Origin of the sequence: Flavobacterium adiutor (assembly GCF_048282555.1) — a bacterium.
GTDB lineage: Bacteria > Bacteroidota > Bacteroidia > Flavobacteriales > Flavobacteriaceae > Flavobacterium.
In genome coordinates this window covers 211,992-237,001 of sequence record NZ_CP182487.1, presented here as the reverse complement: position 1 = coordinate 237,001, position 25,010 = coordinate 211,992, and the positions used below count along the sequence as shown (strand labels likewise).

The window sequence follows — 25,010 nt, the reverse complement described above, 5'->3', positions numbered from 1 at the left end:
TCCTTTGCATAACTTATTTAAATCGAAACAGTATAAATTCGATTAAACGCACTTAAACCCGATGTAGAGCATCTGTATTTTATTCTATTTTTAAAATATAAGTAAAAAACTATATAAAATACATTCTTTATTTATTAACACGTTCACTTTTAGCTATAAAAGGTTTAAAATAAAAATAAGTAATTATGATATTATAAAACAAAAAATCCGATAACTTACTCCTATCGGATTTTTTGTTTTGTGGTTTGTCGTTTTATTTAAAAATCACTTTTTTAGTGGTCTGGTAACCATTCTCCAACACTACTTTGACCAGTAAAATCTGCTGGGCAAAGGGCTGGTTCTGAAGAATCAACTGAAGATTGCTCACCTTATCTTTTCTATACAACTCTTTTCCGGAAACATCATAAATAAATACCTTTTCAATGTTTTCTGTTGTCGAATTTACTGTTATTGTTTTGTTTTGAACCATAACCCAAACTGCAGCATCTGTCGTTTCAAAATCTCCCGTTCCTAATGTTGTGGTTTTGTAACGAAGCACAAATCGATTGTTGAATGTACCTGCAGTGGTCGTAAAGGTATAGTTTTTCGACGTCAATTCGTTGATTGTTCCAGTCTGCTTATCTTCAAGATAAACTCTCTGAGTGGCAAGATTACCATCTGCCTCGTCTATTGCAATGGTAAAATCGCCCGCAATTGTCGAACGATAACCCAAAGGCACAACATCTGAATCACTGAACGGCAAAGCACGGCCCTGGATAGTCAGCCTCGAAGTTTCATTGACACTGTAAAAATCAATATAACTGTTCCCATCATAAGTTATTCCGTCAAAGCTTGTATCATAGCTGTTGGTCGCACCATCAATGTATCCAATCAGGGTTTGTTTGAATGCACCTGACGCATTGGTCAGATTAAGCCAAAGGCGGTGTTTCTCTATCGATGCGGATTTGGTTGTTTTTCCAGGTTTGAAAAATTGGGAATTATTCGTGCCTCCATAACGCATGGAGTTGTTAAATTCAACATAACCTGAACCATCCTCTGCCTTGGTAAAAAATGACTGACCTGCTGCTATATAACCTGTTGGTTTTCTGCCTGTATCCAATGAAGGATTATCATTATATCCCGGATCACTTACCGCAGAAGTAGCAACACCGCCTGTCAAGTTATAACTCGCATAATCATCTGAAACATAAGCAAGCTTAGAATTGACCACCTTAATAGCTGTATTATGAGTCCAGAAATATATCGTACCGCCTAAAATATTTTTATTATTTACATTGCTGAACAAGAAATCATCTGCATGGATCGCAGAAGGATAAGGATTTCCAATCAGGTAGTATTTGCCTTTTTCCATATACTGGCTGCTGGTAATAGTACCGTTGTTTGGCTTTCCTATAAATTCTACTGGCTGCACATAACTGGACGCGTTTGGATCAGGCCACGCAAAAGGCTTTGGAACCCTAATGATATAACCAATTCCTGGCTGCATAACATTAGATGATGACTCGATTTTCCAGCCACTTCCTGTATAAGACTGATATTTGTCCCAAAGCGTATTAGGAGATAGATTGTATAAAGTCTGACCCTCTACTGGTGATGACCAATAGGTATAGTCAAAATTCTTCATCGGCTCTGAATTACGCTTGTAGATGATAGAACCAACGTTATTATTTACATTATTAATTTGTACCAAACTGGCATTATTTTCAAATGTTAAACTTCCATTAACCGTTACTTCATTTGTAATGGTTAAGGTTACTCCAGATGGTACTATTGCAACTACACCGCTATTAATCGTCAAAGCACAAGCTACTAAATCTACCGTAAAAGGAGAACTTGGAGTTACAGAAGCTATTGTAGCATTCATCGAAGCGTTTGGCGGAACTCCCCTGCTCCAGCTACTACCATTCCAGATGTTATAATTATCTAAAATAGTAACTGTACTAACTGAAGAAGTACACCCATTAGAATTAGTAACGGTAAATGTATAACTACCGGCTGATAGTCCTAAGATAGTTCTGCTTGTTGTATTAGGAATCGTATTACTATAACTTGCAGCAGCAGCACCTGTTTGATTAATTGTCCAATCACCAGTTGGCAGATCTCTTAATTCTACACTACCGGTATTTGTTGTACAATTAAGATGAGTTATGGTTCCTACAGTTGGAGCTGTAGGTTTTTGGTTTACTGTTATCGCTACAATATTACTATTTGTCCTACCGCAACCATTAATAGCATAGTATCTAATATTCTTACCATTGTCGGCATAAGCTACTGTATAAGGAAGTGATAAAGCGGTATAAGTGCTCCCGCCTGAAGTTGTCGAAATCTCCCAGCCTGAAGCCGTAACTACCGAACCATTGTTTGTAACCGTTGGTACAGTAGGATTCAATGAATCATCTTGACATAATACAGCTGGTAAAGAAATAGCAGCTACAGCAGGTACATTATTTATTGATGTTATACTTATTGGCATACTTGCAGAACAGCCAGCAGCATCTGCATAATTTAAAGTATAACTTCCGGAATCTAATCCTGCTCTGTTTAACGTAGTTGCAGCATCTGACCATGTAACATCTAATACGTTTACATCTATATAGTGAGGTCCATTTACACCTTCCCAAATATTTACGGTTTTAGTATATATAAGATTATTTGAAGCGTCAAACAATTCTAAAAGCATATTTTGCCCTCTTTCCTGACAACAATCGCTTCTATTATAGATTCGTAAATAATCAAGGTTTTTTGCCGAAGATAAATCTATTATAATATATTCTCCTGTATTTGTTGACGCGCTATGCCAGAAACTATATCCAAATGGATCACCATCTATAGCACGTTGTGGGCCAAAAGTTGCAACATTACTATAAGTTGAACTCGCAGAAGCAGTGGCGCCATTCGAAGCTAATGCGACATTATTCCCAGTGAAAATTTCAAAAGCCTGAATTTCCTGAATCTGCTGATGATCAGCATATTTTTGAGTCAATTTAATATACCTAATATTCGTTAGCCCTCCTGAAATAGATGGAGAAATAGTTCCATTATTCGATGAAGGACAAGTTTCATCCACTTTGTTAGGTGTAATTACAGGTGTTGCATTTAACGTTACCGTAACATCCAATCGCGTTGTACTCTCACAACCTGAAGTTTGTGAAGCATAATAATGATTTCCACTTATTAGCGGCGTTGCTGCTGCCAGCTGATTTCCTCCTATTAGTGCATCATACCATCTTACACCTGTTCCTGTGGCTGTAAGATTTGCTACAGTTGGTGAACTCGTCGCACAAAATGTTTGAAATTCTGAACCTGTAGGCGCTGCTGGCGCAGGATCAACTAATATTGTATAATTAGTTGGTGTACCCGGGCAGCCATTAGCCGTTGGCGTGACAACATAGGTAACAGTTCCTTGAGTAGTTCCAGTTGTAGAAATCGTTTGAACAGGAATATTTCCTGATCCACTTGCTGTAAATCCGGAAACTCCAGCTGTCGCACTTGCAGTCCATGTAAAAGTAGTTCCAGTAATTGCAGAAGTAAGAACAACAGCAGAAGAACTTGCTCCTGAACAAATAGTCTGTGTTAAGGTTGCATTGGTAACGGATGGTCTCTGATTTATAACAAATGCTGTAGGTGTTCTACAACTTGGACTTGAAGAACATGCTGCATAAAAAATGGTTGTTCCAGATGTGTTTGTATTGGCTAATCCTGAACCCGCAACACCAACTGGATTAAAAGATGCTCCAGAACCTAATAATGTACCACCTGAAGAAGCTGTATACCAATCTATAGAACCCGGAACAGTATAAGTAACCGTAATCTGCATATAATCAACAGTAAGATTCCTATCGCTATTTGTGCCGCTTATTGCAGAAAGCGCAACTCCAAAATTAGCATTATTTATATCTGCTGGAGTCCAAGTTGTGCCCCATAAATTAGAAGTCCCACCAAAAGTAACAGTTGACGGAGTCGCTGCCGTACTCCAAGTAGCACCACTTGACTGACTCGTTCCACTAACAACACCTCCTTTAATAATTCTTACCGAAGAATCTGTTATATTATTACCATCTGCTCTACGATTAATAACAACTGTAATTCCAATAATAGTGGCATTAGTAGGAATTGAAAAATTATAATCTGTCCCTGTAAGATAATTAGTTATATTATTAGTATTAGTAACAAATAAAGTTGCATATGGAGTCCCAGAAGCAGTAATATTTCCAGGATCAGTCCAGGCAATTGTACCTACACCTGTATTATTAGCCCCACTTCTTGCATTATTTGGGCCTGAAGTTTGGTTACTTCCATTAGCACAAGTTGTCGAAGAACTCAAAGATCCAGAGCCACCAGTACAAATAGTAACCCCGGTAGTTGTTGGGCCTGCAGATGCTACCGTAATGGCATTAGAAATGGCTGGACTTCCCGTTAAACAAGGAGAAGCGTTCGAAGTCATTTCACAGGTAACTACATCATTATTTAATAATAGCGTACTGTTTGAATACGTTGTTGAGTTGGTTCCAACGTTTACTCCATTCAATTTCCATTGATAAACCGGAGCTGTCCCCGGATTTGTTGGTGTTGCAGTAAACGTTACATTTGTTCCGGCACAAACAGTTCCAGCAGGTGAATTAGAAATACTTACAGAGGCTGTCAAAACAGGATTAATTGTAAGGGTAATTGCTTTTGTTCCTGTACATCCACTAGCACTTGTAACAGTCATTGTTCCTGTATAAGTTCCCGAAGGCGTACCTGCAGGGACTATTATTCCGGTTACAGTTCCTCCTCCTGCTGCAAAAGTAAATGCAGTAGATGACTGATCTGTTAAAGATGCCCAGTCAATACTATAACTAGTAGGTGATAATGTAGTAGCAGTATAAGGCATGCTGGTAGTCTGAGCACTTGCGCTTTGACAAATTGCAGTAACTACACCTGTGGCAGCTGCTGTAGTTATTGTTGGACTGGCAATTACAGACAAAGTAACATTTTGAGTAAAACTCGTAGTACAATTGGGTGAAGTGCTTGTTGTCGTTACTCCGGTAATTTGCAAATTTTGACCATTATTGGCTGTGGTCAAAGCAACTGTAGTAAAACTCGCTACTCCTGAAGCATCAGAAACAACACCTGTTACAGCACTTTGTGCCACACTATTAATACTATAATTAATTGTTGAAGTAGCATTTGGTAATAATCCTGTTAAATTGATTATAGCTCCTGAACCTGCACAAGCGATTACTGATTGTGATGCGCCTGTTAATGTTGGCGTGGCGTTAACAGCCAGAGTTACATTTCTGGCAAAACTGGATGTACAATTTGGTGTAGCGCTTGTATTAGTAATACCGGTTATTTGTAATATTTGACCGTTATTAGCAATCGATAATACAGATGTCGTAAAACTTCCTGCTCCGGAAGCATTAGAAGTGACACCTGTAACTGGTGTTTGTGCAACACCATTAATAGTATAATTAATTGTTGAAGTAGAATTTGGCAGTAAGCCTGTTAAATTAATAGTAGCTGGTGAACCTGCACAGACTGCAGGCTGAGCAGCGGGTTGTTCCGCATTTGTTAATGTCGGATTAGGATTAATCGAAACACTCCCATTCATTGGTGTGGTACAGCCCGTGGTTCCTGCTGTAGCTACTGCTGTATAAGTACCTGTAACAGTTTGACTTCCAAAAGAAATAGCCGAACCTGTTCCAGGGACAGCACTACCAACAGCTATAGAACCGTTACGGTAGAGCTGATAATTAACACCAATCTGAGAATTACTCAATCCAATAGTAGTACTACTCCCTGCACAAATACTTGTTCCAGTCATGTTATAAGCTACAGGATTAGAAGTATAAAGCATAATATCATCTAAAAACCAGTCATCTCCTCCCCAGGCAGTACAAGATCCACTGGCAGTATTTGAAGTTGTAGCAACAAACTCTAAGTCTGCTGTAGTAGCAATTGCCGGATTCCATGGAATTGTAAGTGTGACAGTTCCCTGTGATACCGTTATGGCTGAAGTTGTACCACCAACTGTCAAAGGGAATCCAGTTTGTGTATAAGTGGCTCCATTAGAAGTTGTAACATTGGCTGTTGTGATTTGGGTATTTGGAGTACCTACTGATCCAGCCACGTTATTAATGGTCATGTAAGTTACACCGGCTAATTTTATGACAAGTGTAGCAGTTGTTGGACAGGTTGACCAACGATTGGCATTCTGCCCTTTAATCTTAAACGAAAGAGTTAAGGAATTATTGATAAGACCTGTTACACTTTGCTTTAATGATTGATCAACCGCACCATCTTTTTCGATATAAATCTGATCTGTGGCCCATATAGGTTCATAATACCACCCTACACCAGAGCCTCCAAGTGTCCATCCATTTGCATTACCTGTAAAAGTTGAATTAGTAACCACATTACACGTCTGACCATAACTCATTTGAAACATTAAAAAAGCAAAAAAAAGCCATTTAACATTATTGCTAAAGACGTTAACTGCTATAAATTTTCGAGTATTCTGATTTTGTTTCGAAAAAAACAAATCAATAAGAGTACGTAATTTTTTAATCATGTTTGGGGTCGGATTAAATTTAAAAATAAACTTATTTCTATTAAAATTGATGTTCTTTTGACGAATCTTATCAAATAACAATTTTATAGTAACCCAAACTTAATTAGTATTAAATCTGCAAACAGAATGATGTTCTGATAATCAAAACATAAGAATTAAAAAACAAAATACTAAATTATTTGGGGCTAATTTATAGAACAAAAATAACAGTTCTGAATGGTTTTTTTAATCAAATTTTAAATTATTCGATAAAAATCAGAAAAAATCGACAAAAAGAACATTTTATTAAACAAATCAAATATTTAAACCTAAAATATTACTAATAACGAAATTTACTTAGTCGCCTATTTATTTTACACATAAAGTCTCAGATCTTTGATTAAGATAAATTATGTCTATAATCCCCAAAATTATTCCATAAAAAAATCCGACAGAATCAGTATCGGATTTTTATCAAAAAAATTACCATTAAATATAATTTCTCTTGTTTGTTATCTATCGTTTTCCAAAAAAAATTTATAAAAAACCCTATTTTATTGTATTTAACGGGGTAATTAAAATTGATTGCAGATCATTTATACAATTAGGTCAGTCTGTACTCAAGATATATTGGATGAGCAGATAAGACTCCGCCTGTATGATGTGTTCCTTTAGTAAAATTACCGGCAATTTTTAGTTTATGCCCAGCAGTACAATATCGGTATTTTCAAAAAACAATGTCCTACCCTGAATAACAAGCTTTTTATCATTAGGATGCTATAAAAATCAACATCCGGATGTTCGTATTTTCTAAGTCCGTCAAACTGATTTTCATGATGATTAGTTGCTCACTAACTGTAGTCTTTCAAGGTTTGTGACAGCGTCTTTTAAAGAGTCGTACCGTTTCTTTCATTTAAACAATACTTTTTTAGTAATCGAGTTTCCATTTTCTAATAACACTTTCACTAATAAAATTTCCCTTGAAGCAGGTAAACTATCGATTATTGACTTTGTATCCTGGATATTCTCCCGATTTAATAATTGCTGTCCCGAAATGTTAAAAACCGAAATTTTATCTATATATTGAAAATTTGAGTTTATCGAAATTATCTTATTCTTAACTACAATTGAAACCACATCATTTACAGCTTCGAAATCATCTGTTCCTAATGATTTATTTGCATATCTTAATACAAATCTGTCGTTAAAAACCCCTACATCTGTACAAAAGGTATAGCCACTAAGCCTTAAATTATGAAGGACATTAGTGAGTTTATCCTGAATGTAAACGGACTGATTCGTAAGCATTCCATCAACCTGGTCTATTGAAATAGTAAATTCACCTCTTATAATAGTACGATATCCTAAAGGCACAATATCAGAATCAGTAAAAGGCAGCGCACGACCCTGAATCACCAGATTGCGATTTGAATTGATGCTGTAAAAATCTATGTATAAATTTTTATCCAAGGTTATTCCGTCAAAATCACTATCATATCCATTAGTAGCTCCTTCGATGTAACCAATTAACAATTGTTTAAAAGCTCCTCCTGTATTTGTCATATTTAACCAAATACGATGTTTTTCAAGCACACTGGGTTTTGATATTTGAGATGGCTTTAAAACTTGAATATTTTTTTCTGAGATTGTAGCATCAAATACATTTGTTGTTGATTGTCCAAACGAGCATACATTTACTAGTATACCTACCGCAATAAAAATCCTTCTCATCTCAATAAATTTTTAAATAAATAATTCAGTTTCTACAAAAAGAGAGCTCAAAATGTTCCTTTTTTCGCATTATCCAATAACCCATTCAAGGTAATAATTTTTCATCTAATTATCGTTAAAGTGCATAAAAAATCGATTAAATACACACACCTAATTTATTTAACAAAATACAGTCAAATAGTTAATTGAAAATCAACGCTATAAAATTCACAATTGAAATGACAAAAATTGAGTATTTTATTCACTTTAAAACAAATTCTAATATCAAGTATAAACTTTTGTCAGTTTTCCTTTCTTTTAGAAAAGTTCAAAAAGTCTTTTCAACTGCTATTTGAAAAACAATCAAAGAATTTAACCTATCCATTAGCCATTAGCTATTCCGAAGTATTTATCCCTTTTTTATGTAAGTATGTATGTAGCTACCTTACTATAAAATCCACGGCCACCATCAGCAAAAAGAAAAAGTCCCGTAGTGACTCCTCCTCCTCCACTTCCAATACCCCAACATTCTTCACTCAGTAAAGTACCCCTTGCAGGTACTTTAAAAGTGCCGGCAGTTGTCGTTGGTCGCGAAAAAGTGATTTGAGACCACGTAAAAGAGTAAACAAAAAATAATAAAAAAAGTAGTTTTAGTCTCATAACAATAGAGTTTAAAGATTAAAATTCTTCGAAATATTTAGGAGTGGTATTGAAAAAGCTTATACTTTCAGAACTTTGGGGTTTTGTCTGGTACAGCTACTTTTCCTCCAAAAAACATATTTAATAAACAACTGAATTTAAGTTACTTATAATGGGGCATTTCAAATGTATAAAAAAATAACTCAATATATTGAATTTTCCTATTTTATATTATCAAACAAAAGGTTTACCAAGATTCTATTAAATAACTTACTTTTGTTTTTAGTTAAATTATCTTCATCTTTTAGTATGACCATTAAAGAAGCATTACAAAAACTAGAACATTTTTGTGCCTATCAGGAACGTTGCCATGATGAAGTTGTAACTAAACTCTATTCATTAAAAATGTCTTCGGAGGAAATTGACATTATTATTGTCAAACTAATTGAAGATAATTTTTTAAACGAAACACGCTTCGCCTCCAGTTTTGCTCGTGGTAAACACCGTATTAAAAACTGGGGAAAAATGAGAATAGTAAATGAACTTAAACTCAGACATATTTCTACAGCAAACATTAATATTGCTTTAAAAGAAATTTCAGCTGAGGAATACGCAACAACTTTTGAACAGCTTTCTAAAAGATGTTGGGAAAGTCTGACTGAACGAAATGCCTTGAAAAAACGAAAGAAATTTTGTGATTATTTACTTCGAAGGGGTTATGAAAGCAATTTAATTTATGATAAGGTAAAAGAACTTGAACTCCTAAGTTGAATGAATTGTTTAATAATGAGAAAAAAAAATCCGATAACTTGCGCTATCGGATTTTTTTATTTGTGGTTTGTCGTTTTATTTAAAAATCACTTTTTTAGTGGTCTGGTAACCATTCTCCAACACTACTTTGACCAGTAAAATCTGCTGGGTAAAGGGCTGGTTCTGAAGAATTAACTGAAGATTGCTCACCTTATCTTTTCTATACAATTCTTTTCCGGAAACATCATAAATAAATACCTTTTCAATGTTTTCTGTTGTCGAATTTACTGTTATTGTTTTGTTTTGAACCATAACCCAAACTGCAGCATCTGTCGTTTCAAAATCTCCCGTTCCTAATGTTGTGTTTTTGTAACGAAGCACAAATCGATTGTTGAATGTACCTGCAGTGGTCGTAAAGGTATAGTTTTTCGACGTCAATTCGTTGATTGTTCCAGTCTGCTTATCTTCAAGATAAACTCTCTGAGTGGCAAGATTACCATCTGCCTCGTCTATTGCAATGGTAAAATCGCCCGCAATCGTCGAACGATAACCCAAAGGCACAACATCTGAATCACTGAAAGGCAAAGCACGGCCCTGGATAGTCAGCCTCGAAGTTTCATTGACACTGTAAAAATCAATATAACTGTTCCCATCATAAGTTATTCCGTCAAAGCTTGTATCATAGCTGTTGGTAGCACCATCAATGTATCCAATCAGGGTTTGTTTGAATGCACCTGACGTATTGGTCAGATTAAGCCAAAGGCGGTGTTTCTCTATCGATGCGGATTTGGTTGTTTTTCCAGGTTTGAAAAATTGGGAATTATTCGTGCCTCCATAACGCATGGAGTTGTTAAATTCAACATAACCTGAACCATCCTCTGCCTTGGTAAAAAATGACTGACCTGCTGCTATATAACCTGTTGGTTTTCTGCCTGTATCCAATGAAGGATTATCATTATATCCCGGATCACTTACCGCAGAAGTAGCAACACCGCCTGTCAAGTTATAACTCGCATAATCATCTGAAACATAAGCAAGCTTAGAATTGACCACCTTAATAGCTGTATTATGAGTCCAGAAATATATCGTGCCGCCTAAAATGTTTTTATTATTTACATTGCTGAACAAGAAATCATCTGCATGGATCGCAGAAGGATAAGGATTTCCAATCAGGTAGTATTTGCCTTTTTCCATATACTGGCTGCTGGTAATAGTACCGTTGTTTGGCTTTCCTATAAATTCTACTGGCTGCACATAACTGGACGCGTTTGGATCAGGCCACGCAAAAGGCTTTGGAACCCTAATGATATAACCAATTCCTGGCTGCATAACATTAGATGATGACTCGATTTTCCAGCCACTTCCTGTATAAGACTGATATTTGTCCCAAAGCGTATTAGGAGATAAATTGTATAAAGTCTGACCCTCTACTGGTGATGACCAATAGGTATAGTCAAAATTCTTCATCGGCTCTGAATTACGCTTGTAGATGATAGAACCAACGTTATTATTTACAGTCGTATTAACATCTTGCAGCAAGCTGGCATTATTTTCAAATGTTAAAGTACCTCCATTAACCGTTACTGCGTTCTTAATATATAATGTTTTACCGGCACTTATAATAATATTTCCCGAATTCACAGTACAGCTACAACCTGATAAATCATTTAATAACGTATAGTTACCTTCAAAAACGATTTTATCATCTGCTGTTGGCAATGTTGTATCTCCGGTTTTGGACCATTTTGTACCATCCCATGTATTGGCAACCTGACTCATAATTAGTGTTACAGAAGCATCAGAAGTACAGTTTCCCGCTGTAACAGTAAAATTATAATTCCCTGCTGGTAATCCGGTAACTGTATAACTAGTTGTGTTAGCAACAGTATTCGTATAAGTTGCCGATACAATCCCTGTTTGATTGATTGTCCAGTTTCCTGATGGCAAACCAGTCAAAACAATACTACCCGTTGCAAATGAACAAGTTGGATAAGTTGCTGTACCCAAAGTTGGAGCTGTTGGTTTTTGGTTTACTGTTATCGCTACAACATTACTATTGGTTCTGCCACAACTATTAGTGGCATAGTATCTAATGTTTTTACCATTATCAGCATAAGCTACTGTATAAGGAAGCGATAAAGCGGTATAAGTGCTACCGCCTGAAGTTGTCGAAATCTCCCAACCTGAAGCCGTAACTGCCGAACCATTGTTTGTAACCGTTGGTACAGAAGGATTCAATGAATCTCCCGGACATAATGCTGATGGTGAAGAAATTGCAGTTATTGCCGGAGCAGTAGTTGGAGTGATATTTCCTGTAGTTGAAGCAGAACTGGTACCACACGCATTTGTAGCCGTTACAGAAACTGTTCCTATCCCTGAACCGATTGTAATAGTTGCAGAAGTAGTTGTTCCGCCTGAAGTTACAGACCACCCTGTACCGGTTACTGACCAGGTATATGATGTAGCTCCGGTTACAGAAGCTATACTAAATACATTTCCGGTAGAACCTGCACATTTGTTGGTTGGCTGAGTAATTGTTCCTGGTGTAGCTGGTACTGCTGTCACTGTTATAGTCCCCGTAGCATTTTTTGTACCTACACAACTACCACCAGTTAATGGAATAGTATAAGTAAAAGTTCCAGAAACTGTAGGAGTTCCACTAATAGTTAATGTATTACCTGACAAAGATGGAGTTACCCCGGATGGCAAACCAGTAAAAGCTCCAATACCAGTAAAGCCAATCACAGTATGAGTTATTGGGGTTAATGTCGTATTAATACAAACTGTTGGAGTAGATGAAGCAGCTGAAATAGAATTATTAATAGTTATTAACACTGGTGTCGAATTAGACATACACCAAGAACCAAATTGATTTTGAACAACTGCTCTGAAATAAGTACTTGTGTTTAAAACACCTATTTTAGCAATAGACAAAACATTTGTTGTTTCAGAAATATCAGATACATTAGAAGTAAATCCTATATCACTTGCTTTTTGCCATTTTACTATTGCCGTGTTTGTGGTTGTATATCCACTTAATGTAAGATTGGATGTTGCAGAATTTCCTGCACAAATAGTTTGCGCCGGAGAAACCGAACCTCCAACAGGAGCTGTTGTCTGAAAACTTACAGTGTTAGAATTTGCTGTTGTTGTACAGCTGTTGTATGCTCTAACTCTATAATATAAAACACCTGCTGGAAGATTATATGCTGGACTACTACCATTATTTCCCGAAACAAAATAATTATTATATCCTGTAACAAAATTTGTAAATCCACTATCTGTAGCAATGTCTAAATAATATCCAGTTGCATTAGATACCGTATTCCATCTAGGCTCTGCATAATCACATTGTAAGTTACCACTTATTGAAGTTGCAACAGGAACAGAAGTAATTATTGGATTAATCGTAATCCAGGCTTCATTTCCTCCACCTGCACTACCACAGCCATTTGTTGTAGTGACTTTAAGATTACCTGAAGTTGCAGTCGAACTAAAAGAGATACTGGCAGAAAGCCCATTAGCAGCTGGAGTAATAGTTGCGCCAGATCCTCCATAAGACCATGTATAAGAAGATGCTCCGGAAACTGCAGTTGCAGTATAATTAGCTGTTGAAGATTGACATAAGGTTGTTGGGCCTGAGATAGCTGCATTAGCAGATGGACCATTAGCAACATACACATTTCTGGTAGCTACTGCACCTAATCGGGTATAATTTATTGTTGCAGTTCCTGCCCCTCTAGCTGTTACTTGACCTGAAGAATTTACTGTCGCAATTGAAGTGTTGCTGCTAGACCATGTACCACCTGAATATGTAGAACTAAAAGTTGTTGTTGTGGTTCCATAAGTACATATATACTGATTCCCTGACAAAATACCAGCCTGATTTATACCTCCATTTGCAATAACATCTGCAAAAGATGGTATACTCCCACTACCATTACAATTTGCTACAACAGCACCCCCAATATAAATTCTGTCAGAAGCACTACAACTGCCGCCACTATTAATATTTGAGCCACTTTGAAATATAACAGAAGAACCTGAAGCCAATTTTAAATCATAGTTACCTCCTGAAAAATCAAGAGTAGCATTATTTCTAACGACAAACTGAATTGCCCCTAAACATGTAAGATCTAAGTTGGCATTCATGTTCAAACTCATAGCGTTTGTACCGTTTCCAATATACAAAATCCCCCCGCATGCAGATAACGGTGCAGTGCCACAAGTAAGAGTAGATGTGTTGGTAGTTGTGGTGATGGAACATTGCGCATTTACACCAGTGTAAAAAACAGCAATAAGCAGAATAAGTAAAATTCTCTTCATAAAAAAAATTTTTAAATTCTTACAAGACAATAGTTTGACAACTAAATTTTATTGATTATTTCTTCTAACATTACTACCTGATTTCAGGTGCATTAAATATCGAATTCTATCAAATTTTATATTTTGTTATACTTACGTAAAAACCCGTAAGAATATTTGATTTTTGTAATCTATTTCAACTTAGATTATGAAACAAAATTAGCTTGTAAAATGACGATTTTTATGGATTTTTCAGTCTTTTAGATGAAAGACCTTATTAGTCGATGATTGACCTGTTTCGAATAAAAAAAAGTAATAATAACAAGTATTTACTTACTGTAAAATTGAGGCTATTCAGTGTTTTTTGTAAGTTTTTTACTAATTAAAAAAAATAAAAACATCTGATTTCCAATAATTCATCATTTTAACAAAAAAAAGCATATAAAAAAATTAATACTTGAAAGCATTTGAAACTGAGAAAAACTTTAAATCCGTTTTTAACTCTTAGGTACATTCATTTAAAAATACGTTTGTATCTTTGAGAAATTATACAATACTACCAATATGAAATACTCTATTCTCCCTAATTCAGATATATCAGTGAGCAAAATCTGTCTGGGTACAATGACATTTGGAGAACAAAACACTGAAAATGAAGGTCATCAGCAAATGGATTATGCATTCGAAAATGGCGTCAATTTTTTTGATACAGCCGAAATGTATTCAGTTCCGGCACGTGAAGAAACTTATGGAAGTACGGAGAAAATAGTGGGTACATGGTTTAAAAAAACCGGTAATCGCGATAAAGTAGTTCTGGCTTCAAAAATCGCTGGTCCAAATCCAAATTTTGGCTATATGCGTGAAAAATTGGATTTCTCCCCTGTAAGTATCAGATATGCTTTGGAAAACAGCTTAAAACGCCTGCAGACAGATTATATTGACTTGTACCAACTGCACTGGCCTGAACGCAAAACCAATTGTTTTGGACAACGGGGATTTAAAGTTCAGGATGAAGCGTGGGAAGATAATTTCAGGGAAGTTCTTGAAACTTTTGATGGTTTGATTAAAGAAGGTAAAATAAAACATATTGGTGTTTCAAACGAAAATGCCTGGGGAATGATGCGTTTTCTGGAGGAAAGCAAATACCAGAATTTACCAAGAATCAAAACGATTCAAAATCCGTATAACTTATTAAACCGCCTTTTTGAGGTTGGTTCAGCAGAAGTTTCCATTCATGAAAATGTAGGATTGTTAGCCTATTCACCATTAGCTTTTGGCGTTTTATCGGGTAAGTTTTTAACTGGAGAATCTCATCCAAATGCCAGAATCAATCTTTTTCCGCAATACAAACGTTACAACAGCGAAGAAAGCACAAAAGCGACACGCTTATATCAGGAAATAGCTCATAAACACGGATTGACTTTGACTGAACTGGCTTTAGGTTTTGTATTGCAGCAGCCTTTTTTAACGAGTGCTATTATTGGTGCGACAACATTGAATCAGTTAAAACAAAATATTGCAACTATTGATGTAACGCTTTCAAAAGAAATCTTAGACGAAATTGAAGAAGTTCAGACTATTATTCCGGATCCGGCTCCTTAAATACGAATCATTAAATACAAAATCCCGACAACCTTGCAGTTATCGGGATTTATTTTTAGGATTCATTTAATAATACATAACCAAAATGATTTTCTTTTTTGAATTATCAATGAGTTTTTCGATAATTCTAAAAAACTTTTCATTTACCATCGGGCATCCAAGACTGTTGCAGATAGGATAAGGCTGTTCTTCAAAAGGGACATCGTAATATTTATGAAGAACTATATTCCGGTCAAAAGCATTACTATTTGTTTCGTCTAAACCATATAATTTATAAGATTTACCAAATCTTCCAGTGTAAGAACCGCCAATTGCATATTTACCTAAGGAACTGGAGTTGGAATTTTTTACGTTGCTAAACTTTAGTTTTCCGGTAATACCCGTTTCTGACCCGGAACCATGCCCTACTAATCCTTTGCCGAGTAATTTGTCATGTTTTAAATCATAAATAAAAAACCGGTTTTTCCCTGATTCTATCTTCATGTCTAAAAAGAAGGCTACATCTGAATTATATTTCGGAGATTCCCCCAAAAATCTCCTTATAACAGCTACCTCTTTTTTTAGATTCTCTTCATAGGAATAAACCGGCTTTGCATTTATAGTTTTTAAATCCTTTTCCTTGTTATTTCTGCATGCAAAACTCACGCCAAAAATTACGATTAAAAGCAAGATTAAAATATTCTTTCTCATATTTACAAATTGGCTTTGTAAACTTTGCTATTTTTCAACTGTATACCCTTTCACCTTTGCAAAACCCAGTATTGATGTATTAATAGCATTCCCTAAATCATCCTGTTTTTTACTTTTCTTAGATTCGGCATCAATATATTCCTGACGCTTTTTAGCCAATACACTAATTTCTTTTTGAATTATTTCTCTTTCTTTTGATTTTTGAGCTACAAAAGTTTTGATCTCTTCTGCTGATTTATTTTGAAGCTCTGCCGGCAATTCTTCTTTCTTGATTTTAGAGATAGCTGCGGCATCATCTTTTACTTTATCAACCAGATCCCAGCTTTCGTTTTTATAAACCGCTTTTGATTTGCTCACAGCACGTTCTGTATAATTAGCTGCCGAAACTTTTTTTGCATTTTGATCCTGCATAGCCTGATTCACTTTTTTTTCATATCCTTTTGAACCATAATTGATATACGTTTTATTTATTTTTTCATCGCATTTTGAAATTTCATCATCATAAGGAGTAGCTATGTATTGCAAAGCCTGATTTGAATCAATATTAAAATACTTCCCTTTGCCATGATCGGCACCATCTTTCCAGAGAACACTTATACCTTCAGCTTTATCTCCGCAAAAAATAGTGTTCACGTAAATATCATTCTTCAAAGCATCACTGATTGCTTCCTTATAATTGATCCCGCCCTGATTAAAATCTTCATTTCCGGCAATATAAATGAGTTTCATATTGCTCTTTTCTCTAGCCCACTTTAATTGTTTTGTTGCATCCTGAATAACGGCTCCGCAATATTCGTTTCCTCCATTGGTTCTTAAAGTAAACAGCTTTTCCGAAATCAAATCCAAATCTGTCGAAAGCGGTGTTACTTGTCGGATATAATTGGATTGCTTCGATAATCCGTCATTTCCGTATTCATATAAAGCAATTTCGATATCAGGAGTTTTCCCATCATATTTCAAAGTTGTCAAAGTATTGACAATATTCCAGAGCCTAGATTTCGCCTGATCGATTAATCCGTCCATACTACTGGAGGTATCTAATAAAAGCGCTACCTGAATTTTTGCATTTTCTGTTGGTGCCTGTCTTTCAATTTCAATATTTTTTTTTGGATTTGCATTTGATGAATTGCAGCTTACAAAACTGATTACAGTTGCCAAAATTGCGGAGATAAATAAGTTTGATTTCATGGTTTTCTGACTTTAAAGGTTCGATTACAGATCAAACTTAGAAACTAAAAAGCCTCGTTTTTTGAAGAAATGGTGAAACCGTGTTTTGACTTGGTGAAACAAGTTGTAAAAGGAGTTTAAAATACTTTACTTTACAATATTAACTGAAACCTCTTTCCGGGTTTGTTGAAAAGCAAACAATGCGACGAATAATTAGTATCATCTTATACACATTACTGCTGATTCCTATTGGAGTAACCGCACAAGATTCCCTTGCTAAAAAGAAAGCGGTGCCCTCTAGCAAAATGAGCAAAATTACGAAGAGTCTGGAAAAATCGCTGGATGAAAATGATGAATCAAAAATTGCTCAGAATTATGAAAGACTGGCCAATGAATTTTTAAATAATGGTGATAATGCCAAAGCCGAGGAATATTTTAAAAAAGCTTTAAACAGTTATACCAAACTAAAACTAACAGAAGATAAAACCCGTGTAATGCGAAGTTTAGCCAAAACACAGGAAAACCAGAAGAACTTTAATTCGGCAATTAAAAATTATGAAGTCGCAGGTTCATTAGCAAAAGATGTTTCTGAAGAAAAAATCAATCTAAATGATGCCAATCGTTTACGTAATAGTGCAAATCCGGCCAGTCAGACCAATTATGTAGATTCGAATATTGAATTGCTGAAAAAGGAAAAGAAAAGCAAGGAAGTTACAGAAGCCTATGTTCAGAAAGCGCAGAATTCATTAGAGCTAAAAAATAAAAAGGTGGCCATAGAAAGCTATAAAAAGGCTCTTGTGTATGCCAAAGATAAACCTGAATCTGTAATTAAAATCAAAAACGAAATGGCAAAAGTGTACGCCTCAGACAATCAGTTTGAAAAAGCAATCGGCATCAACGAAAAGCTTTTGGCGGAAGCTGTAACCAAACAGGATTTTAATACGCAGATAAAACAATTACAATCGCTGGCTTCCCTTTATTTTAAGAAAGAAGAACCCCAAAAAGCTCTTACTTCGCTGAAAGAAGCTTATGATTTAGCCTCTAGTAAAGGAAATTCGGCGGAAGCAAAAAAAACGTTATCCGAATTAGTACAATATTATAAAGCTGAAGGAAATGAAAAAGAAAGTCTGACATTGTATGACCAATTTCTTAAAAACTTCGATCAGTTAATTCAGTCTGACACGACCTTAATTAATACTAAAAAGTTCCAGATTACGGAAGGTAAAATTCGTCAGCTCGAAAAAGAAAAATCACTTAAAGATGAATTGATTACGAAGAAAAACACCTTCAATTATTTTCTGATAGGATCTGTTATTTTGCTTTTGGTTCTTTTTCTTTTTATTGTAAAATCCCTCTATTCTATCAAAACAAAAAACAAAGAAATCGCTTTGCAGTCATTACGTCGTGAAATGAATCCGCATTTTATTTTCAACAGCTTAAACAGTGTCAATCAGTTTATTTCTGAAAATAAGGAACTGGAGGCCAATAAATACCTGACTTCCTACTCAACCCTGATGCGTGATATCATGGAAAACTCCAATAAGGATTTCATTATACTGGATAAGGAAGTCGAGCAGTTAAAAAAATATTTAGATTTAGAACATTTGCGTTTTCAGGATAAATTTGATTTTGAGATTACGGTGGATAAAAAGCTGGATACTGAAACTCTTTTTATACCCAATATGATTATTCAGCCACATCTGGAAAATGCAATTTGGCATGGCTTGCGTTACTTAGATAAAAAAGGATTTTTACATCTTCAATTTCAGTATTACAACGAAAAAGTAATTGTAGTTATTGAAGATAACGGAATTGGTTTAACCAAAAGCAAGGAACTCAAAACAAGCAATCAGAAAGTACATGAATCACGAGGGCTCAACAATACCAAAGAACGAATTGGTTTGCTGAATGAATTGTATAAAAAGAATATTTCTTTTGCAATCAAAGAAAAAGAATTGCCGGAATCCGGAACTATAGTTGAAATCATTTTTCCATTAATTGATACGATATGATGTCTTTTCAAAAGATAAAAAGTGTAATTGTCGAAGATGAACTGGCAGCACGGGAAGTGCTCAAAAATTATCTAAGCAAATATTGTCCGCAGGTAGAAGTGGTCGGAGAAGCACAGAATATAAAAGAAGCTGTACCCCTTTTACACGAAATACAGCCACAATTGGTTTTTCTGGATGTCGAAATGCCTTTTGGGAATGCTTTTGATGTTCTGGAAGCCTGTAAAGATTTACAATTCGAAACCATATTTGTAACCGCTTTTTCTGAATATTCCTTAAAAGCCTTAAACCAAAGTGCTGCTTATTATTTGCTAAAGCCCATTTCTATCGAAGAATTGATTATAGCGGTAAACAAGGTGCACCATCAAATCATGAATCATGAAATCTTTAATCGAAATAAAATTATTGTTGCCAATTTTCATGAATCAAAACCTGAAAAGCAACAGGTCATTCTGCCAACATTAGAAGGATTCGAAGTCGTTAAAATGGAAGAAATCGTTCGCCTTCGCGGAAACGGGAATTTCACCGATCTGTATTTGAACAACGGAAACAAAAAAATGGTCTGCCGGTTTTTAAAACATTTTTCAGAAATTTTGCCCTTGCCTTTTATGCGGGTTCACAAATCGCATATCATCAACATGAATTGTGTGAAATCGTATAACAAAGGTGGCATTATAACCCTTAATGACGGATCTGAAATTGAAATTTCTCCGACTTATAAAGAAGAATTTTTGAAAAATTTTAAGTGATTTTTAAAGCAAAACACAAAGTTATAAACCCAATATTGTCATTTCGAGCGGAGGGAGAAATCACACTAGAAACTCCATAAAGTGTGGTTCCAATCTTTGTCGAATCCCGAGTGTGATTTACTTCGTCTGTCGCTATCGCTCGAGTCTCCCAAAAAGGTCGAAATGACAAACTATATCATTGTCTCATTAAACTCTATAAATCAAACTCATCACTTATAGATAAAGAATCAACAGGAACTACAGTCGAATCAGGAGCTTTAATTCGCAATAACGAACGTGCATTCCCTGAAATGTACACCGGCAATTGCCCAAGCGTATCTTCCGGAATTAAAAGACCGCGGCGAAACATTAAGTTCTTTAAGAATTTTTGATTTTGCAATGCGTAGTCTTTCAAATTTCCCTGATCATTAAACTGATACATAAATTTTCGGGGCTTCGGAATAATCGTTGCCAAATACAAACATTCATCAACACTTAAATCAGAAGGGCTTTTCTGGAAATAAAACTGGCTTGCTTCTCCAATTCCGTAAACATTTGGCCCCCATTCGATAATGTTGAAATATACTTCCAGCATTCTTTCCTTGCTTACAATTCGGTTATTTTCTAAAATATAAACCAATAAAATTTCTTCCAGCTTTCGCGAAAGTGTCTTTTCACGCGTCAGGAATACATTTTTGATCAATTGCATGCTAATCGTACTGGCACCACGAGAGAATTTTTTGGTACGAATGTTTTTTAGAATTGACTGTTTAAATGCTTCATTGATGAATCCGCGATGCGAAAAGAAAGACGGATCTTCCGTAGTCAGCACACATTTTTGCAAATAAGGCGAAATCTGATCCAAAGGCGTGTAATTCGGATTTGCAGTCCCTACTAAAACAGGACGCTGCAAAACATTTTGAATAATAGCACGATAAACAAACTCTCCATTTAGTTTGTTCAGGTTTGCTTCTCCGTACTTAGTAATCCTCAGGTTTTCTTTATTGAGTTTACTATCAAAAACTAAAGTATTGGGTTTGTTTTTATTGAATTTAAAATCAAGCTTGTAATAGAAATTACCGGTTGCTTCCATTCCCTGAAAATGAGTGAACAATCCGTCAGGCAAGGATACTATAAAGTCCTGTGCTTTCATTTTGGGAATATCCACTTTTAAAGTATAAACCGTATCCGATTCCGTATTATACGAAACATACGGTTTTACTTTTATTTTATTCAGTTGCATGGTTGAAGTGCTGTCAATCGAAATAAAATCGGAACCTAATAAAAAACGATAATCGAATCTTGCATTTTTTATTACAACATCTTTGCTGGCAATTTTGGGATGGTTAATTTTTAAATTGGCAATAGAAGTATATCCGTCAATATGCAATTCGCTTCCGTCTTTATCAATATTGGCAACGTTTAAACGGATCGAATCAAAGCTTGCCTTCAAATTATAGCGTTCGTCTAAATAAGGAACTCTGATAGCTCCGGTATCCAGATTAAAAAACCGAATATCAGCCTTTTTATTTCTTGGATCAGCAAATCCTTTAATATTCCATCGCTGGTCAAAATTTTTGCTTTGAACATGTAGATTTGTGGTAAGTTGTTTGTTCTGCAAAACCAGTTTATTAATAGCAATACTTGCTTTTTTACCATTGTCATCAATTTTGAAATCCAGGTTTTCCAGTTTCATATCGGTTGGAACCAGATTCAGTAATTTTGTAATAATGCGATAAGCAACGTCAGCATATTTACGTTTTTCATCTGATGTTTCTTCTGTTTCATTTTTTTTCAAAAAGGCATCAAAATTTCTGATTTTCCCTTTTTTAACCAATTGAATGTAACCGTCATTAATTTTTAAAGTTCCAAGCTGCACATCACCAATCAGCAAATTGCTAAGGCTGATGGTAGTTTCTACTTTTTTAATATTGAAAAGAGTGTCAGCATTTTTTGGAACTAAAACAATATCAGTAAATTTAACTCCTGACAAACCATCAAAAGAAGCTTCCTTTATTGAAAAATCACTATTGTAATCAACCACCATTTTGTGCGTTACCTTTGCTATAACTTGTTTTAAAAGCGAATTACGAAAAGAGTATAATCCGATACAAAGCAAAATAAACACTACCAGAAGTATTTTAAGAGCTTTGACTATTTTTTGTTTTGGAAATCGCATAAAGAAATTTATAAAAATTTAACCAAACAGAATACTTGCCACATCTTCAATTTTAGCCACGAGTTCAATTTTAATACCCGTATTTTTCAGGGCAATTTTATTATATCTGGATACAAAGATAGTATTGAAACCTAATTTTTCAGCTTCCTGAATACGCTGATCTACACGATTTACAGGGCGAATTTCTCCTGAAAGACCAACTTCTCCTGCAAAACAAAAACCTTTTGTAACCGGAATATCCTCATTAGAGGATAAAATAGCGGCTACAACAGCCAGATCAATTGCAGGATCATCTACAGAAATTCCACCAGTGACGTTAAGAAAAACGTCTTTTGCACCAAGCCGGAATCCCGCTCTTTTTTCTAATACGGCCAGAATCATGTTGAGTCTCTTAGCATTGTAACCTGTTGTGCTTCGCTGTGGTGTTCCGTAAACGGCGGTACTTACGAGGGATTGAATCTCAATCATCAACGGACGCATACCCTCCATAGTTGTGGCAATTGCAGTTCCCGACATTTCTTCGTCTTTATGAGAAATCAGTATTTCAGACGGATTGCTTACTTCACGTAAACCGTTTCCTAACATTTCGTAAATTCCTAATTCGGCAGTTGATCCAAAACGGTTTTTTAGGGAACGTAAAATTCGGTAAACATGATTCCTGTCTCCTTCAAACTGCAGAACGGTATCTACCATATGCTCAAGAATTTTTGGCCCGGCAATATTTCCATCCTTGGTAATATGCCCTATCAAAATAACCGGAATACTGGTTTCTTTTGCAAATTTTATAAGTTCCGCCGTAGTTTCCCTAATTTGAGAAATACTTCCCGCAGTAGATTCGATATAATCAGTATGTAGTGTCTGAATTGAATCAATAATGACAATTTCAGGCTGAATCGCTTCAATCTGTTTGAAAATATTTTGTGTTTTGGTTTCCGTCAGAATATAACAATTATCACTGTCTGGTGTAATTCTTTCGGCACGCATTTTTATTTGTTTCTGGCTTTCTTCTCCGGAAACATACAAGGTTTTATAAGGCAATTTCAGTGAAATCTGCAGCAAAAGGGTACTTTTACCAATTCCTGGCTCCCCACCTAAAAGTGTTAAAGAACCTGGAACGATTCCACCTCCAAGCACACGGTTCAATTCACCGTCAGTAGTATCCATTCGGATTTCCTGAGCCGAATCGATCTCATTAATCTTTAATGGACGTGGTGCTTTACCTGTTGGAGTTGGTTCACTTTTCCAGGCTACTTTTTCCTGCTTCTGAATAATTTCTTCGGCAATAGTATTCCATTCTTTACAGGCATTGCACTGCCCCTGCCATTTGGCATATTGTGTACCACAGTTTTGGCAAAAGAAGGAAGTTTTAACTTTAGACATTATTTTGATTTTTTGGCAAGTGTATTCATTTCATCGATTTTCTCGTACATCATATCTCTAGTAAGCTCACCGATGGGCTGCATTTGTGAAGCATTTTGATATCTTTTTGAAGCTCTTTTAGGATCACCCCTTTTTTCATACATCAAGCCTAATTCATATTCCCCCAGCATTGCTAATGGGTAATCAACATTGGCAATTTCAGCCATTTTCTCTAGCTCTTCGTAGGCATTTTTTTTCAAAATAAGGTTTTCGATAACTTTAAAATCGTTTATCCTGACAGGAATATCGACTCCCAAAACTTCTGACATTGTATTGTATTTATTTTCTAAATAATTAGCATAGCCTGATTGGAGTACAGCGATCTTATCTTTAAACTCAACCGAATTAATAGGTTTGTAAACCTCAAAAATATGATACAAAGCATTGGGAATCGAATATAAAACCTCTGAATAGTGTGTTGCATTTTTAAACACATCGTATTTGAAGTTTACTAATGGATTATTAGCAATTTTAATATTGCCGGCTAACTTTTCTATAGGTTCTTTTATTTTAGTAATATCCCCATCACCTGCAGACAAATAATAAAAAAATGGTTCTTTTACTTTAGCGAATTTTTCCGGGATACGTATTTCCATTTTGGGTGCAAGCTCAGGACTTAAACATATGTAGCCATTAAAAAGTGGAATTTCTTTATACAAAAAGAAGTTAGTAAAACTGGCTGTTATATCATGTCCTGCAATAATCTTGAAAGGAGCCGTACGATATTGTTTTTCAATGTAAGGAACTAATTCAGCTCCGATAAATTCGAAAAACTCTGCCCCTTTTTCAAACGGCACACCCTGATTTTGATCGATTGTAGAATCATCATATCTTTCTCCGTCGTGATTCTGATGAATTCCGATAATAATCATTTCAGGTAAATCATCCCAGTAAACACCATAGCTTAGAGCTCCTGAAAAAGCATCAAACAGATAATCTCCATCCAGCAAATACAAAACAGGATATTTTTTAGACGGATTAGTTTCATATGAGGCAGGCAGCCCTATAGTTATTCTTCTGTCAGTACCCAGTTTTTCAGATTTAACGGTATCAAATTTCTTTTGTGAAAAAACTAACGCAGAGATCAATAAAACAAAAAACAAATAAACTTTTTTCATGATTGGGGAAAATTAAAAAGTATTAGAATATGGTGGCAATATAATACTTTATTTGCTTTTTTGTTAAAGAGGCCTTTTAAAAAGAAAAGAAATTTAAGACAAAAGAAATCTGCTCTGTGCAAAATACTTTTGACAAATAAAAAAAGACTGAAAAGAAAGAGT

13 protein-coding genes are annotated in these 25,010 nt (G+C 35.4%); 4 read left to right on the top strand and 9 right to left on the bottom strand.

All coding sequences use genetic code 11. The annotated features are described in order from the left end of the window. Positions 1–253 precede the first annotated feature (253 nt). From ACNC7R_RS00920 to ACNC7R_RS00910, 3 genes are all read right to left on the bottom strand, one after another. Positions 254–6,553, bottom strand: coding sequence for a T9SS sorting signal type C domain-containing protein (locus ACNC7R_RS00920; RefSeq protein ID WP_417939117.1), 6,300 nt, complete (start codon positions 6,551–6,553; stop codon positions 254–256). Between the two features lie 888 nt (positions 6,554–7,441). Beyond that, positions 7,442–8,263, bottom strand: coding sequence for a T9SS sorting signal type C domain-containing protein (locus ACNC7R_RS00915; RefSeq protein ID WP_417939116.1), 822 nt, complete (start codon positions 8,261–8,263; stop codon positions 7,442–7,444). Positions 8,264–8,662: 399 nt separating this feature from the next. Continuing rightward, entirely contained in the window at positions 8,663–8,902 is a 240-nt protein-coding gene (locus ACNC7R_RS00910; protein ID WP_417939115.1) for a hypothetical protein, read from the bottom strand. Between the two features lie 288 nt (positions 8,903–9,190). On the opposite strand from ACNC7R_RS00910, the gene ACNC7R_RS00905 reads away from it, so the two are divergent. Then, positions 9,191–9,652 (top strand): regulatory protein RecX, encoded by a 462-nt coding sequence (locus tag ACNC7R_RS00905; protein WP_417943117.1) that lies wholly within the window; start codon positions 9,191–9,193, stop codon positions 9,650–9,652. Between the two features lie 75 nt (positions 9,653–9,727). Here the strand turns inward: ACNC7R_RS00905 and ACNC7R_RS00900 are convergent, their stop codons facing one another. Next, a complete protein-coding gene (locus ACNC7R_RS00900) occupies positions 9,728–13,957 on the bottom strand; it encodes a T9SS sorting signal type C domain-containing protein (RefSeq protein ID WP_417939114.1) in 4,230 nt (1,409 codons plus the stop codon). 543 nt (positions 13,958–14,500) lie between these two features. Here ACNC7R_RS00900 and ACNC7R_RS00895 point away from each other — a divergent pair. After that, the gene (locus ACNC7R_RS00895; protein ID WP_417939113.1) at positions 14,501–15,538 is read left to right on the top strand and encodes an NADP(H)-dependent aldo-keto reductase; all 1,038 of its coding nucleotides are present in this window, start codon (positions 14,501–14,503) and stop codon (positions 15,536–15,538) included. 66 nt (positions 15,539–15,604) lie between these two features. Here the strand turns inward: ACNC7R_RS00895 and ACNC7R_RS00890 are convergent, their stop codons facing one another. After that, positions 15,605–16,228, bottom strand: coding sequence for a murein L,D-transpeptidase catalytic domain-containing protein (locus ACNC7R_RS00890; RefSeq protein WP_417939112.1), 624 nt, complete (start codon positions 16,226–16,228; stop codon positions 15,605–15,607). Between the two features lie 27 nt (positions 16,229–16,255). Beyond that, positions 16,256–17,416, bottom strand: a complete 1,161-nt coding sequence (locus tag ACNC7R_RS00885) for a vWA domain-containing protein (protein WP_417939111.1) — start codon at positions 17,414–17,416, stop codon at positions 16,256–16,258. Between the two features lie 179 nt (positions 17,417–17,595). On the opposite strand from ACNC7R_RS00885, the gene ACNC7R_RS00880 reads away from it, so the two are divergent. After that, positions 17,596–19,407, top strand: a complete 1,812-nt coding sequence (locus ACNC7R_RS00880) for a histidine kinase (protein WP_417939110.1) — start codon at positions 17,596–17,598, stop codon at positions 19,405–19,407. Next, on the top strand, positions 19,404–20,153 hold the full coding sequence (locus ACNC7R_RS00875) for a LytR/AlgR family response regulator transcription factor (RefSeq protein ID WP_417939109.1): 750 nt from the start codon (positions 19,404–19,406) through the stop codon (positions 20,151–20,153). The genes ACNC7R_RS00880 and ACNC7R_RS00875 overlap by 4 nt, the downstream gene beginning before the upstream one ends. Positions 20,154–20,346: 193 nt before the next feature. Here ACNC7R_RS00875 and ACNC7R_RS00870 read toward each other — a convergent pair whose 3' ends face one another. The 3 genes from ACNC7R_RS00870 to ACNC7R_RS00860 are packed head-to-tail and all read right to left on the bottom strand — an operon-like array spanning position 20,347 to position 24,848. Further along, the gene (locus tag ACNC7R_RS00870) at positions 20,347–22,311 is read right to left on the bottom strand and encodes a transglycosylase domain-containing protein (RefSeq protein WP_417939108.1); all 1,965 of its coding nucleotides are present in this window, start codon (positions 22,309–22,311) and stop codon (positions 20,347–20,349) included. A gap of 18 nt (positions 22,312–22,329) precedes the next feature. Further along, positions 22,330–23,691 carry a DNA repair protein RadA gene (radA, locus tag ACNC7R_RS00865; RefSeq protein ID WP_417939107.1) on the bottom strand — a complete coding sequence of 454 codons (1,362 nt, stop codon included), beginning with the start codon at positions 23,689–23,691 and terminating at the stop codon, positions 22,330–22,332. Further along, entirely contained in the window at positions 23,691–24,848 is a 1,158-nt protein-coding gene (locus ACNC7R_RS00860) for an alpha/beta hydrolase (RefSeq protein ID WP_417939106.1), read from the bottom strand. Before ACNC7R_RS00860 ends, radA begins: the two co-directional genes overlap by 1 nt. Positions 24,849–25,010 lie beyond the last annotated feature (162 nt).